Annotated in this window: 14 protein-coding genes; all 14 read left to right on the top strand. The window is 61.6% G+C overall.

The annotated features are described in order from the left end of the window. The first annotated feature begins 32 nt into the window (after nucleotides 1-32). The 14 genes from MNR02_RS14185 to fliQ all read left to right on the top strand — a co-directional run bounded on the left by MNR02_RS14185 (nucleotide 33) and on the right by fliQ (nucleotide 12768). Nucleotides 33-1013 (top strand): flagellin, encoded by a 981-nt coding sequence (locus MNR02_RS14185; protein ID WP_241600455.1) that lies wholly within the window; start codon nucleotides 33-35, stop codon nucleotides 1011-1013. Between the two features lie 305 nt (nucleotides 1014-1318). Continuing rightward, nucleotides 1319-1972, top strand: a complete 654-nt coding sequence (locus tag MNR02_RS14180; protein ID WP_241947241.1) for a hypothetical protein — start codon at nucleotides 1319-1321, stop codon at nucleotides 1970-1972. After that, nucleotides 1969-3180, top strand: coding sequence for a MotB family protein (locus tag MNR02_RS14175; RefSeq protein WP_241947240.1), 1212 nt, complete (start codon nucleotides 1969-1971; stop codon nucleotides 3178-3180). Before MNR02_RS14180 ends, MNR02_RS14175 begins: the two co-directional genes overlap by 4 nt. A 4-nt stretch (nucleotides 3181-3184) precedes the next feature. Then, nucleotides 3185-4495 carry a chemotaxis protein MotC gene (gene motC, locus MNR02_RS14170; protein WP_241947239.1) on the top strand — a complete coding sequence of 437 codons (1311 nt, stop codon included), beginning with the start codon at nucleotides 3185-3187 and terminating at the stop codon, nucleotides 4493-4495. Continuing rightward, nucleotides 4492-5847 (top strand): flagellar hook-length control protein FliK, encoded by a 1356-nt coding sequence (locus tag MNR02_RS14165; RefSeq protein WP_241947238.1) that lies wholly within the window; start codon nucleotides 4492-4494, stop codon nucleotides 5845-5847. Before motC ends, MNR02_RS14165 begins: the two co-directional genes overlap by 4 nt. Beyond that, nucleotides 5780-6349: a transglycosylase SLT domain-containing protein gene (locus MNR02_RS14160; protein ID WP_370879941.1), complete on the top strand. Its 570-nt coding sequence runs from the start codon at nucleotides 5780-5782 to the stop codon at nucleotides 6347-6349. Before MNR02_RS14165 ends, MNR02_RS14160 begins: the two co-directional genes overlap by 68 nt. A 281-nt stretch (nucleotides 6350-6630) precedes the next feature. Continuing rightward, nucleotides 6631-7305 carry a transcriptional activator Rem gene (gene rem, locus MNR02_RS14155; protein ID WP_241947237.1) on the top strand — a complete coding sequence of 225 codons (675 nt, stop codon included), beginning with the start codon at nucleotides 6631-6633 and terminating at the stop codon, nucleotides 7303-7305. Between the two features lie 99 nt (nucleotides 7306-7404). Further along, entirely contained in the window at nucleotides 7405-8700 is a 1296-nt protein-coding gene (locus tag MNR02_RS14150; protein WP_241600474.1) for a flagellar hook protein FlgE, read from the top strand. Between the two features lie 45 nt (nucleotides 8701-8745). Beyond that, on the top strand, nucleotides 8746-10191 hold the full coding sequence (gene flgK, locus MNR02_RS14145) for a flagellar hook-associated protein FlgK (RefSeq protein WP_241600476.1): 1446 nt from the start codon (nucleotides 8746-8748) through the stop codon (nucleotides 10189-10191). 3 nt (nucleotides 10192-10194) lie between these two features. Then, nucleotides 10195-11250: a flagellar hook-associated family protein gene (locus MNR02_RS14140; protein WP_241600478.1), complete on the top strand. Its 1056-nt coding sequence runs from the start codon at nucleotides 10195-10197 to the stop codon at nucleotides 11248-11250. Between the two features lie 38 nt (nucleotides 11251-11288). Further along, the gene (flaF, locus tag MNR02_RS14135; RefSeq protein ID WP_241600480.1) at nucleotides 11289-11636 is read left to right on the top strand and encodes a flagellar biosynthesis regulator FlaF; all 348 of its coding nucleotides are present in this window, start codon (nucleotides 11289-11291) and stop codon (nucleotides 11634-11636) included. Beyond that, a complete protein-coding gene (flbT, locus tag MNR02_RS14130) occupies nucleotides 11633-12079 on the top strand; it encodes a flagellar biosynthesis repressor FlbT (RefSeq protein WP_241600482.1) in 447 nt (148 codons plus the stop codon). The genes flaF and flbT overlap by 4 nt, the downstream gene beginning before the upstream one ends. Then, the gene (gene flgD, locus MNR02_RS14125) at nucleotides 12073-12492 is read left to right on the top strand and encodes a flagellar hook assembly protein FlgD (RefSeq protein ID WP_371746674.1); all 420 of its coding nucleotides are present in this window, start codon (nucleotides 12073-12075) and stop codon (nucleotides 12490-12492) included. Before flbT ends, flgD begins: the two co-directional genes overlap by 7 nt. 9 nt (nucleotides 12493-12501) lie before the next feature. Next, nucleotides 12502-12768, top strand: a complete 267-nt coding sequence (fliQ, locus tag MNR02_RS14120) for a flagellar biosynthesis protein FliQ (protein ID WP_241600484.1) — start codon at nucleotides 12502-12504, stop codon at nucleotides 12766-12768. Nucleotides 12769-12839: the final 71 nt, after the last annotated feature.

The raw sequence follows: 12839 nt of genomic DNA, 5'->3' as shown, positions 1-12839 counted from the left end.
GTCCCCGACACTTCATTTCAGGGCAAGTGCCAATGACCAGTATTCTGACCAACTCCGCCGCCATGGCGGCGCTGCAGACGCTTCGTTCCATCGACACCAACATGCAGACGACGCAGGCGCGCGTCTCCTCCGGCCTGCGCGTCGAAACCGCCGCCGACAATGCCGCCTACTGGTCGATCGCCACGACCATGCGGTCAGACAACCGCGCCATCTCCACCGTCGCCGACGCGCTCGGCCTCGGCGCCGCCAAGGTCGATACCGCTTACACGGCTCTGGAAAACGTCATCGACGTGCTCAGCGAGATCAAGGCGAAGCTTGTCGCCGCCCGCGAGCCCGGCGTCGACAAGACGAAGATCAACGATGAAATCAAGGAACTGAAGAACCAGCTGGTCTCGGCCGCGCAGTCCGCGTCCTTCTCCGGCGAGAACTGGCTTTACAATGCCGGCACCGATGCGCTCGGCATCAAGTCTGTTGTGGCGTCCTTCGTCCGCTCGGCCGACGGTAACGTCAAGGTCGCCACGCTGGACTTCGATACCGCCAATTCCGTGCTGATCGATGTCGAGAACCCCGCCGACGGCTATCTGACAAAGGCGATCGACGCCTCGACGCTGGCATCCGATCCGACGGCGCTCACGGGCGACTACTACCTGATCGACATGAGCAAGACGATCGACTCGGCCACGCCCGACACCGGCACCGAGATCGAGATCACTAACGACACGACCTATGAGGAACTGGACGCCATGATCAGCGTCACGGACTTCATCCTCAAGGACCTGACCAATGCGGCTTCCACGCTCGGCGCCATCACCAAGCGCATCGAAATGCAGGAAAGCTTCGTTGCCACGCTCGGCGACGTGATCGACAAGGGCATCGGCCGTCTGGTGGACGCCGACATGAACGAGGAATCGACCCGCCTCAAGGCGTTGCAGACCCAGCAGCAGCTCGGCATCCAGTCGCTCTCCATCGCCAATTCGAGCGCCGAAAACATCCTTCAGCTCTTCCGCCAGTAAGAGCAAAGAGGTTTCCATCCGCCCGGCCGCTGGTCATCGGCCGGGACGGGCGGCTGGGTCGCGCTATTTGCCCTGGCGCGGCCCAGCACCCTTCATCCTCGCACAAGTTTGAACCCCTAGGCTCGATGGCACGATCAGGAAGATTGTGCGCTTTCCGCCTCCCGGAGGGCGCTATGTCCAGGAGACAGGTCACCGGTGTTGTCAGGTACAAGTGTTTTCGAGAGCGAGCGTTCAAGCGGTCCGCGGTTTCCCCGCCGGGCCTTTTGCGCGTTCATCGGGCACAATGCGGTTTCGCGGGGGCCGGCATGAGTGTGCATCTCGCCCGCTATCTCAAGGACTTCAGCGCACCCGCCCGCCCGCCGGCGCCGCTTTTCAAGCCGTCGAGCTTCGCGCAGCGGGATGGAACCGCAGAGACGGAATCCTTTGCCATCGCGCCTGCCTTGCCCGCCGTGGATGTGGAGGCCGAGCGGGCCGAGGCGTTCGAACAGGGGAAATCGGCTGCCGAGGCGGAGCTTCTGGCGCGTCACGAGGCCGAGCTGGCTGCCTTGAAAAGCGCTCATCAGGCAGCACTCGAATCGCTGAAGGTGCGGTACGAACAGGAATATGCGGAGGCGCTGGCCGAGCGCTTCTCCGCCTTCATCGCCGAGGTTGCTGACAGCGTTGCCGCCCAGGCCGCCCAAGTGCTGGCACCGGTCATGAGCCAGGTCCTGACGCAGGGCGCGGTTTCCGATCTCGCTCGCGTCATTGCGGAAGGCCTGCAGGACGGCGAGGGCGTGACGATCACGGTGAAGGGGCCGGCAGACCTCTTTGACCAGCTGAAATCGCATTTCAACGAGCCGACACCGGTCTTTCGGCACGTCGAAGTGCAGGATGTGGATTTGACGGTGGAACTCGGTGACGCCGTTCTGGTAACGCGGATGGCCGCCTGGGCCGAAACCGTCAGCAAGGTGCTTGGATGAGCGACGGCGAAAATCATCACCACGGCAAGAATGAGATCATCATCGTCAAGCGCCATGGCGACCATGACGGCGATCACCATTCCGCCGCCTGGAAGATTGCTTATGCCGACTTCATGACGGCCATGATGGCGTTCTTCCTCGTCATGTGGCTCGTCAATGCGGCCAATGAGGAAACGAAGGCCTCCGTCGCCTCCTATTTCAATCCGATCAAGCTCACTGATGACAAGCCGGCGGAGAAATCGGTGAAGAAGCCGGCCAACACCGCCGAAGGCGAGGCCACGCAGGACAAGTCCAAGGAAGAGGGCCAGAAGCAGGAAAGCGGCAACGGCGCCGAAAGCGGCAAGGACAAGAAGACAACGGCTGGCGAGGAGACGCAGTATTCCGAGGCCGACTTCTTCAACAATCCCTATTCCGTCCTGTCCGAGATCGCGCAGGAAGTCGGCCAGCAGGCGAATGTGAGCGCCAAGGGCGACGGCGGCGCCGCAAATTCCGGCCCGGCCACCGGCGCGAACGGCGGCGAGGCGTACCGCGACCCGTTCGATCCCGATTTCTGGACGCAGCAGGTGGAAATCTCGCAGGCGACCGATGCCGGCAGCGAAGCAAGCGCAAACAAGGACCAGTCCGCCACCCAGATGGCTGCCGTCGATACAGACCGCACCGTGGAGGATGCGCTGAAACAGGCGGATGCCGAAACGCAGGCAAAGATCGAGGAGACCACGAAGGCGGACGAGGCCAAAGCGACGGAGGAAAAGCAGGCGAGCGAGCTGAAACAGCAGATTGCCAAGGAGATCGGGGCGATCGGCAAGCTTGCCGAAGGCCTGACCGTCACGCCCACCGAAGGCGGCCTTCTCGTCAGCCTGACCGACCAGCTCGATACACCGATGTTCAATATCGGTTCCGCCGTGCCGCGGCAGGAGATGGTGCTGGCCATGGAAAAGATCGGCAAGATCCTCGAAGGACGGCCGGGCGCAATCGCCATCCGCGGTCATACCGACGCGCGTCCCTTTGCTGGCGGCAAGAACGACAACTGGCGGCTGTCGATGGATCGTGCGCAGAGCGCCTATTACATGCTGGTTCGCGGCGGGCTGGAGGAAAAGCGCGTCAGCCAGGTCACCGGCTTTGCCGATCGCCGGTTGCAGGTTGCGGACGACCCGATGGCTGCCGCCAACCGCCGTATCGAAATCCTCATTCAGGCCGAGGGTGGCTGAGACGATGAAGCCATTCGGGCGCTTCCTTCTGTTGGGAACGGTTCTGGCGGCTGCGTTTTCAGCCGCTGCGCTCGCGCGCGCCGAGAGCCCTGACGATCTGGCGCCCTACAAGATGATCCGGTCGTTGCAGTTCGTGCAGGATACGGTGGTGCTCGGTGACCACTCGGCCATGGAGATGCAGCGCTTCCTGCTGACGACCATCGACGCGCGGCTGCGCACCGCTGAGCCTGCGATTTTCGACGATCCCCGCAATGTGGATGCCGCGCTGGTCTATGCCATGAGCGGCGGCAATCCCGAGACGCTGGAATTCCTGATCAAGAAGGACGTCGAAGGCCATTTCGATTCCCGCCTCACCGATGCGTTGCGCAACTATCTCAGCGGGACCGGCAGCCAGAGCGTGAAGTCGCTGGCCGAAATCTTCCCTGAGTACAAGCGTTCGCGGGTCGGCCCCTATCTGGCGCTCGTCTCGGCCAATTCCGTGCTGCGCAAGGACCCCGCGCTGGCCCTGAGTTATTTTGACTGGGCGCGCCTCGTTGCGCCCGGCACCATTGTGGAGGAGGCGGCGCTGCGCCGCTCTATCTACATCGCCAGCCAGGCCGGCTGGATCGACCGGAGCATGGGCTATGCCAATCGCTATGCCCGTCGATATCTGCGCTCGCCCTATGCCAGCCAGTTCGCCGATCTCTTCGTGACACTGGCGGTCGATAATTTCGAAAAGCTCAACGAGAAGGATATTCTCGAGGTCCTGTCGTTCATGGACGTGCCGCGCCAGCGGGAAGTCTATCTGCGCATGGCGCGGCTTGCCGCCATCTCGGGCCAGAACAAGCTCGCGTCGCTGGCGGCAGAGCGCGCCCAGATCCTGTCGGGAGATGGCGAAAGCGTGCCGAAGGCTCTGGCGGATCTCTATTCGGGTCTGGCGTCGGTGCCCTCGGGCGATGTCGCCTCCGCCATGGAGACGATCGTCGCCATTCCGGATGACAAGCTTTCCGTGAAGGACCGCGCCCTGAAAGAGGCCGCGCGAGCTGTCGCGGAAGAGGTCCTGCGCGAGCCGGTCGCCTCGGCCCAGAAAACCGAGCCTGTCGTCACGACGGTGCCGGAGGGCGAGGACGCTTCCTATGACAGCCTGAACGCGGCGGAAACGGCCGCTCGGCCCACCGAGACGTCGACGGACGCGGCGGCGGTGGCAGAGCCGGAGAAAGACGCGAAAGTCGAGAAAGAGCGGGCGGGCGTCGACCCCGCCTTCGACAGCTTCGTGTCGGGCGGCCGGTCGAAGCTGGATGAGATCGACAAGCTATTGGAGGGAGAAGGCACATGAGCACGATCGGTGGCGGTGTTTTGGGCATCGCGTCGGGGCCTGTTCCCGGCAAGGGCAAGGCAGGCGACGGAAACGGCGCCGGCGGCTCGGAAGAGAACGGCTTCTCGCATGCCATCGCCAGCCTCCATGGGCGCGAGGGTCAGGGCGGTCAGAAGGGCGGGCGGATATCGATCTCCGGCAAGGGCGAGCAGGGCGAGGACGAGGCTGCCGATCCGCGCGTGAAGGTGGGCCGCCGCGACATAACGGCGCTCGCCAGTGCACTGGGCAAGCCGCAGGATGAGGCGGAAGCAGGCGTTTCCTTCGAGGAGAAGGTTGCGGCACTTCTTGGGGCCGCCGCGTCCGGTCGCAAGGCCCGGACTGGCGAAAGCGATGAAAACACCGTGCCGGCCGAGGGCGACGACCATCCCGGTGCCAAGGCAGAAGGCGCAGACAAAACCGATGTCGGCAACCTTCTCGAAATGCTCGGCGCGCAAAATACCATGCCGCAGGCTGTCTTGGCGGGTGCCGGGAAATCCATTTCCGCCGCCGCACATGAGGGACGAGCCGAGCCAGCAGCGAAATCGGGAGGCAAGGCAGGTGTAGCTGCCGACGCGACCGTAAAGGGCGACGCTTCGGAACTCGCCGACACTGATGGTGGCGAGCAGCCGCAGTCCGAGACGGACAAGCTTTTCCGGATCGCGCGCGCCGATGGCAAGGGACGCGATCTTGATTTGAGTCTTTCCGGTTCAGGTGACCGTGCAACGCTGCGCGACGCCAATCCGACGGGACCACGCGGCGAGGGTGTCACCGTTGTCGAGGCGCGCCGCTATATCGGCCTGGCGCAGACCAGCAATGCGGCTGCCGTGACGACGGCGATTACGCAGGATCCCGAATGGGTGACCTCTCTGAGTGCGACGAGCGGTATCGGTCACGAACAGGCCGCCACGGGCAAGGTGGTCAATACGCTGAAGATCCAGATGAACCCGATCGAGCTTGGCCTCGTGACGGCGACGCTACGCCTGCATGGCGACGCGCTGGTCGTTTCGCTGCAGGTGGAGACGGGCGAGGCCTATCGCCAGCTCAGCGACGATCAAGACGCCATCGTGCGCGCGCTGCGCGCGCAGGGCTTTGCAGTGGATCAGGTGAGCGTTCAGCTTTCGCCTGTCGACCGCAGCGCCAATGCGCAGGGCGGTGCGGATCAGCAGCAGCAATTCTCCAACCAGCCGCAGGCGCGTGAAGACGGCCGCCAGGGCGGTGGTGAAGGTTCAGGCACGTTTGCAGGGCAGGGAGGCTCCCGTGAGGACAATACGACGGACAACGCGTCTGGCCTTTCTGGCAGCCAGTCTTATCGGTCTGGCGGCGTCTATCTCTGAGGCGAAGGCTGCGGTTGGAAGCTGCGAGCGGGAGATCCTTGCGGCAGCCGCCAAATACGACATTCCAGCCGGCATCCTCTACTCGGTAGGGTTGACGGAAACCGGCAGGAAGGGGTCGCTTCAGCCTTTCGCTCTCAACATCGAAGGCAAGGCCTATTTCGGCCGCAGCCGTGAGGAGGCGCTCGAGGTCTTTCAGGCGGCCCGGGGGCGCGGTGCAAAGCTGATCGACCTTGGCTGCATGCAGATAAACCATCATTTCCACGGTGAGCACTTTACCTCACCGGCAGAGATGTTCGACCCGCGCAAGAATGTCGAATATGCCGCCGCATTCCTCGCCAGGCTGCATGCTCGTCACGAGACCTGGACGATGGCCGTGGCACGCTATCACGCCGGTCCCAACAACGACCCGGCGCAAAAGCGTTATGTCTGCCGAGTGATCGCGAATCTGGTTGCAACCGGCTACGGAAGCTGGACGCAGAACGCGAAACAGTTCTGCCAGTAATTCGACTAAAGGTTGAATTTTTCCTCAGATATGAGGTGTGCCGCAATGTGGCGGGAATGTGCCACGTTTTGGGCAGGCCAAGGGTGCGCGTTAACCTTTGTTAACTTTTCCACGAGAAAGTTGTGGCGACCAGTCTGGATAGCCACTATATCTAGATCAAATCGGCACGCATTGGTTAATCAACTGTTAATTCCACCCACTCACTTCCTCTAGTTGCTGCTGATTCGCCCGATTCGTACCACTGCCTTAACGAAGCACCACACTGATTCGGAGGCGGACGAATGATCGTAGTGGTTGATGAGCGCGAGCTCGTTAAAGATGGCTATACTTCTCTTTTTGGACGCGAGGGCGTGCCCTCGACGGGGTTCGATCCACGTGAATTCGGCGAGTGGGTGAACACCGCTGCCGATTCCGATATCGACGCGGTTGAAGCGTTCCTGATCGGCCAGTGCCAACTCTCCATGGAGTTGCCGCGGGCGATCCGTGATCGCTCACAGGCTCCGGTGATCGCTGTCAGCGACACGCCGTCCCTGGAAACGACGCTCGCCTTCTTCGACAGCGGTGTCGACGATGTCGTGCGCAAGCCGGTTCACCCCCGTGAAATCCTGGCCCGTGCGGCGGCCATCCGGCGTCGCCTCAAGGCACTTGCCAACCATACCGACATCGGCCCGATCCGCGTCTTCTCGGATGGCCGCGACCCGGAAATTTCCGGCGACGTCTTCGCCCTGCCGCGCCGTGAGCGCCGCATCCTCGAATATCTGGTCGCCAACCGCGGCCGCCGACTCTCGAAGTCCCAGATCTTCAATGCGATCTACGGCATCTTCGATGAGGACGTCGAAGAGAACGTCGTCGAAAGCCACATCAGCAAGCTGCGTAAGAAACTGCGCAAGAAGCTCGGTTTCGACCCGATCGATTCCAAGCGCTTCCTTGGCTACTGCATCGATTGGCAGAGCTGAAAATCACCGCCGGCGGGCGGGGAAGGCGGACCCCGGCAGCCAGCTTCACGCAAGGCCCGTCCCATAGGGTCGCTAAGACGAGACGAACGGGGATTTGACATGAGTCTTTACGGCACGATGAGAACGGGTGTTTCCGGCATGAACGCTCAGGCAAACCGCCTGAGCACGGTTGCCGACAACATCGCGAACGCGAACACGACGGGCTACAAGAAGGCCGCGACGCAGTTCTCTTCGCTGATTCTTCCCACGACCGGCGGCGCCTACAATTCGGGTGGTGTCACCACCGATGTCCGTTACTCCATTTCATCGCAGGGCACCTTCACCTACACGACCTCGGCAACGGACCTGGCCATCAACGGCCGGGGCTTTTTCATCGTCCAGGGTTCTGATGGTGTCGAATATCTGACACGCGCCGGCGCCTTTACCCCGATGAGCGATGGCACGCTGAAGAACTCGGCCGGCTTCACGCTGATGGGCTATCCCTACTCGTCGACGGAAGACCCGACCGTTGTCATCAACGGCTTTGCAGGTCTCGAGAAGATCAACCTCGCCTCCGGCGAATTGAACGTGAAGGCGTCCGAAAAGGGCTACCTGCATGTCAACCTGCCGTCGAACGAGGCCGATGGCTACAAGAAGGCGACGTCGCTCGTCGCCTATGACAGCCTGGGCAACACGCGCAAGCTCGACTTCAACTACACGAAAGTCAGCACGACCGCCGGCCCGCCGCCGACCAGCGAATGGGAAGTCACGGTCACCTACACCGATCCCGAGACGGGTGACATCTACGACATGATGAGCGGTGCGACGCCGCCCGCCATCGTGGCCAGCGTCGACGACGCGACGCCCCAGACCATGACCTTCGACGCGGAAGGCAAGCTCGAGACGCCCGCAAGCCCTGCAGACCTCGTTCTGGACGAGCTTCCGATCGACGGCGCTGTGCTGAAGTCGCTCACGGTTTCGATCGGCGGCGCGACCGGCGGCAGCACGCAGCTTGCAGCCGCATTCGCGGCCAAGGGCGATATCGACGGCATTGGCCCCAGCGGTGTTGCCGGCTACGAGATCAGCGACGACGGTATTGTCTATCTCAAGTATGAGAACGGCGACCTGGCTCCGAAATACCGTATCGCCATGGCGAACGTGCAGAGCCCCGACAACCTCAAGCCGCTTGCGGGCAACGTCTATTCGCAGAGCAACGATTCGGGCGTCATCGTCATGGGCTATGCCGGCAACGGCGGCTTCGGAACGATCCTGTCCGGCGCGCTGGAAGATTCGAATGTCGATATCGCCGAAGAGCTGACGAGCATGATCGAATCTCAGCGCAACTACACGGCCAATTCGAAGGTCTTCCAGACCGGTTCCGAACTCATGGAAGTCCTCGTCAACCTCAAGAGATAAGGTGGCATGACGGTTCGGCGTGCACTCGAAAGTTAGGTAGAACTGATGTCGCTTACAGCAGCTATGAAGACTGCTCAGTCAAGTTTTTCCAACGTAGGCCTGCAATCGGCCGTCGTTTCGAAGAACATTGCCAATGCAAGCGACCCGGCCTATGCGCGCCGTGCGGCGGTCCTCGCCACGGCAACCTCCGGTGCCACCGTCGTCGAAACGCAGCGGGCGCAGAACGAAGCGCTCCTGAAGCAGAACCTGCTCAGTATCTCTAAGGCTTCGGCTCAGGATACGGTTCTCGCGGGCCTTTCGCGCATGAAGATGATGTTGGGCGGCGAGGACTACGAGCTCGCCCCCTCCACCTATCTCGCCAAGCTGCGTGACAATCTCCAGACCTTCGCGGACAAGCCGAACGAAGTCTCGCTCGCCGAAACGGTTGTGGCGGATGCGGTCGATGTCGCAACGTCGCTGAACAGCACGTCCGAAGCGCTCCAGAAGCTCCGTTCTGAAGCTGATGCCGACATCGATACCGCGGTCAAGGAACTCAACCGGCTTCTCAAGGAATTCAAGACCTATAACGACCAGGTCCGCCAGGGCACGGCGGCTGGCACAGACGTTAATGACGCGCTGGATCAGCGCGACAAGCTTCTGACGCAGATTTCCGGCATCGTCGGCGTCAACACGGTCAACCGCACCAACAACGATCTGGCGCTCTACACCAGTGACGGAACGGTGTTGTTCGAGACCGAGGCGCGTGCCGTCAGCTTCGTTCCGACGACCACCTATACCGCCACCGTGACGGGCAACCAGGTTCTCATCGACGGCGTGCCGGTGCAGATGGGTGCAGCGGGCAACACCAGCGCACGCGGCACCATCGCCGGCCTGTTGCAGATCCGCGACCATGCCGCTCCGACCTTCCAGGCCCAACTCGACGAAACTGCTCGCAGCCTGATCACGATGTTCTCCGAGAACACGGCCGGCGGCGTCATGGACGGCCTGTTCATCCGCAATGGCGTTGCCGTTGGCGACGATCTCAGCGTCGATGCGGTCGTCCCCGGCCTTTCGACGGTCATCAAGGTCAATCCGGCTGTCATCACCAACCAGGGCGGCAACGCCAAGCTGCTGCGTGATGGCATCAACGAGACCTTCAATATCGACAACAATGCCAGCTTCTCGGTGCTGCTGAACAACTATGCGGCAGCGTTCGAGACACCGGTCACGTTCGATCCGGCCGCGGCCATCGACACGAACGCATCGCTGCTGGCTTTCGCGACCGGTTCGGTCGGCTGGCTGGAGCAGCTGCGCAGCGCGGCGACGACGGCCGCCGACGACAAGAACGCGCTGCTGGCCCGCACGCAGGAAGCCTTGCAGAGTGTGACATCCGTCAGCCTTGACGAGGAACTTGCGCTGCTTCTCGACCTTGAGCAGTCCTACAAGGCATCGGCGAAACTGGTTGCGGCGGTCGATGAAATGATCACCGCGCTTCTCCAAGCGGCGGGCTAAGTTATGAAGACTTCTTTCGTTTCCAACATGTCCCTGCAGAATGCGATGCGCATCACGGTCGCAAGCGCGCAGAAGGAGATGTTGCAGCTGCAGGAGGAGACGGTCACCGGCCGTCATGCGGATGTCGGCGCGGTTCTCGGCGCCAAGACCTCGCGCACCCTCGACCTGCACCGCGACCTCCAGCGCATGGAATCGCTGAAGAGCACCAACGCCCTGACCACCCAGCGCCTCGCCGCCTCGCAGGAGGCGCTCGGCCTGATGTCGTCCGCGGCCAACGACGCAATGGAAGTGCTGATCGCGCTCTCCGGTATGACTTCTTCCGATCAGCTGGAACTGGCGCAGCAGAACATGGGAAATGCGCTTTCCACCTTTACGGCGGCGGCCAACACCTCGTTCAGCGGCGAATATCTCTTCGCTGGCATCAATTCCGACGTCGTGCCGCTCAAGGACTATCTCCAGGATACGCCGCCGAGCGACGCGAAGGTCGCCTTCGACCAGGCTTTCCTGACGCATTTCGGCTTCACGCAGACCGACCCCGGCGTTTCGACCATCACGCCTGCCGATATGCAGGACTTTATCGCCGATCTTGAAACGACCTTCATGGGGCCGGACTGGCAGGCCGACTGGTCGAACGCCGCCGACGAGAACATGCAGAGCCGTATCAGCGCGGCCGAGACCGTCCAGAGTTCGACCAACGTCAATGCCACGGGCATGCGGCATCTGGCACTTGGGCTGGTCATTGGCCAGGAGCTGCTGTCGATCGGCCTCAGCGAAGCCTCGCGCAAGGTCGTCAGCGATTCCGCCATCGACTACATGGGCCGCGCTATCTCCGGCGTGGACGGCGAAAGGTCCAAGCTCGGCATCTCGCAGTCGCGGGTGACCCAGGCCAATACCTCGCTCGACGCGCAAATCACCATCCTGACCACAAGCATCAAGGACATGGAGGGCATCGATACCTATGCCGCCGCGACACGCGTCACAACGCTCGAGTCGCAGCTTTCCCTTGCATACACGCTGACTTCGAGAATCCAGAATCTCAGTCTGCTGAACTACCTCTGATGAATCAGAGGGTACGGACACACATGAAGGATGTCTGAATGTACCAGTTTTCATATGCCGAGATCATGGAGGAGGGCGTTGCCGTCTCGAAGGATCGGGAACGGCAGGTGCTCGAGCGGTCGATTGCGCTTCTAAAAGCCGCAGTGGCCGCCGGTACTTACGGCAAGGAGGCGGTGGAAGCCGTCTATTTCACCAGACGCGTCTGGATCCGCTTCATCGAGGATCTCGGCAACCCGGAGAACGAGCTGGAAGACGAGCTCAGGGCCAACCTCATTTCCATAGCCATCTGGATTCTCAAGGAAATCGAAAAGATCCGCAAACGCGAGTCCGCGAATTTCCAGGGCATTATCGATATTACCACCATCATCAAGGATGGCCTCAAATGAAAAGTACGCTGCGTATATCGCTGAAGTCGGGTGAGCGCATTTTTGTCAACGGCGCAGTTCTGAGGGTTGATCGCAAGGTGGCGATCGAGTTCCTCAACGATGTGACCTTCCTGCTGGAAAACCACGTCCTGCAGCCGGAACAGGCGACCACGCCGCTCCGCCAGCTCTATTTCATAGCGCAGATGTCGCTTATCAATCCGGAAGGCGCCGAGCAGTCGATCGCCATGTTCCGTAAATCGGTGATCATGCTCCTGTCTTGCTTCAAGAACGAGGAAGTGCTCGCCGAGCTGAAGCGGGTCGATGCCCTCGTCACGCAGGGCCGTGCTTTCGAGGCCCTCAAGGCAATCCGCGGCCTTTATCCGATCGAGGACCGCATCCTGAATACCCAGGAGATGACGCCGGCCACGATCGAGCAGATCCGCAGGGAGATCGCACCATGGTAGACGCTGTCAACAACAACAACACGTCCTCCGGTTACATGCCGACGGTGACCGGCGCTGAATCGGCGAAGGACACCAAGACGGCAACGCTGAACTACGAGAGCTTCCTGAAGCTGCTCGTGGCGCAGATGAAGAACCAGGACCCGACCGAACCGATGGACGCGACCCAGCAGATGGCGCAGCTCGCGACCTTCTCGCAGGTCGAGCAGACCATCAAGACGAACAAGAACCTGGAAAGCATGCTGCAGCGCACCTCCCTGCAGGAAGCCAACTCCGTCATCGGGCGCACGGTCACGAGCAATGACGGCACGATTTCTGGCGTCGTCAAGGAAGTCACGCTATACAATGACGGTATTGTCGCGATGCTTGATTCGGGCGCAAAGATTGTCATCGGGCCCGGCGTAACCGTAAAGTGAAACCCATCCGTGAATGAGGCAGACGCCCTCGATATCGCGCAGGCAGCCATCTGGACGGTCATCGTGGCGTCCGGTCCGGCGGTTCTTGCCGCCATGCTCGTGGGCGTCGTCATTGCCTTCATTCAGGCGTTGACGCAGGTACAGGAAATGACCCTGACCTTCGTGCCAAAAATCCTGGCGATCATGGTCACGCTCGCCATTTCGGCGCCCTTCATAGGCGCCCAGATTTCCATCTTTACCGATCTCGTGTTTTCCCGGATCCAGACCGGGTTCTAGGGCGGCTTTGTCCCGCCTCGTCCGGTTCGCGCGTTTCCGCGTCTCCTGCCACCCTCGCGCAAGCTTCGACC

Origin of the sequence: Shinella sp. H4-D48, from assembly GCF_022637395.1 — a bacterium.
GTDB lineage: Bacteria > Pseudomonadota > Alphaproteobacteria > Rhizobiales > Rhizobiaceae > Shinella > Shinella sedimenti.
The sequence above is the reverse complement of the archived record's forward strand: the minus strand, read 5'-3'. Positions and strand labels throughout refer to the sequence as shown.

Excerpts from the sequence above, each read along its gene's own strand:
- MNR02_RS14185 (WP_241600455.1), top strand. The coding sequence starts at position 33 with ATGACCAGTATTCTGACCAACTCCGCCGCCATGGCGGCGCTGCAGACG.
- MNR02_RS14180 (WP_241947241.1), top strand. The coding sequence starts at position 1,319 with ATGAGTGTGCATCTCGCCCGCTATCTCAAGGACTTCAGCGCACCCGCC.
- MNR02_RS14175 (WP_241947240.1), top strand. The coding sequence starts at position 1,969 with ATGAGCGACGGCGAAAATCATCACCACGGCAAGAATGAGATCATCATC.
- motC (WP_241947239.1), top strand. The coding sequence starts at position 3,185 with ATGAAGCCATTCGGGCGCTTCCTTCTGTTGGGAACGGTTCTGGCGGCT.
- MNR02_RS14165 (WP_241947238.1), top strand. The coding sequence starts at position 4,492 with ATGAGCACGATCGGTGGCGGTGTTTTGGGCATCGCGTCGGGGCCTGTT.
- rem (WP_241947237.1), top strand. The coding sequence starts at position 6,631 with ATGATCGTAGTGGTTGATGAGCGCGAGCTCGTTAAAGATGGCTATACT.
- MNR02_RS14150 (WP_241600474.1), top strand. The coding sequence starts at position 7,405 with ATGAGTCTTTACGGCACGATGAGAACGGGTGTTTCCGGCATGAACGCT.
- flgK (WP_241600476.1), top strand. The coding sequence starts at position 8,746 with ATGTCGCTTACAGCAGCTATGAAGACTGCTCAGTCAAGTTTTTCCAAC.
- MNR02_RS14140 (WP_241600478.1), top strand. The coding sequence starts at position 10,195 with ATGAAGACTTCTTTCGTTTCCAACATGTCCCTGCAGAATGCGATGCGC.
- flaF (WP_241600480.1), top strand. The coding sequence starts at position 11,289 with ATGTACCAGTTTTCATATGCCGAGATCATGGAGGAGGGCGTTGCCGTC.
- flbT (WP_241600482.1), top strand. The coding sequence starts at position 11,633 with ATGAAAAGTACGCTGCGTATATCGCTGAAGTCGGGTGAGCGCATTTTT.
- flgD (WP_371746674.1), top strand. The coding sequence starts at position 12,073 with ATGGTAGACGCTGTCAACAACAACAACACGTCCTCCGGTTACATGCCG.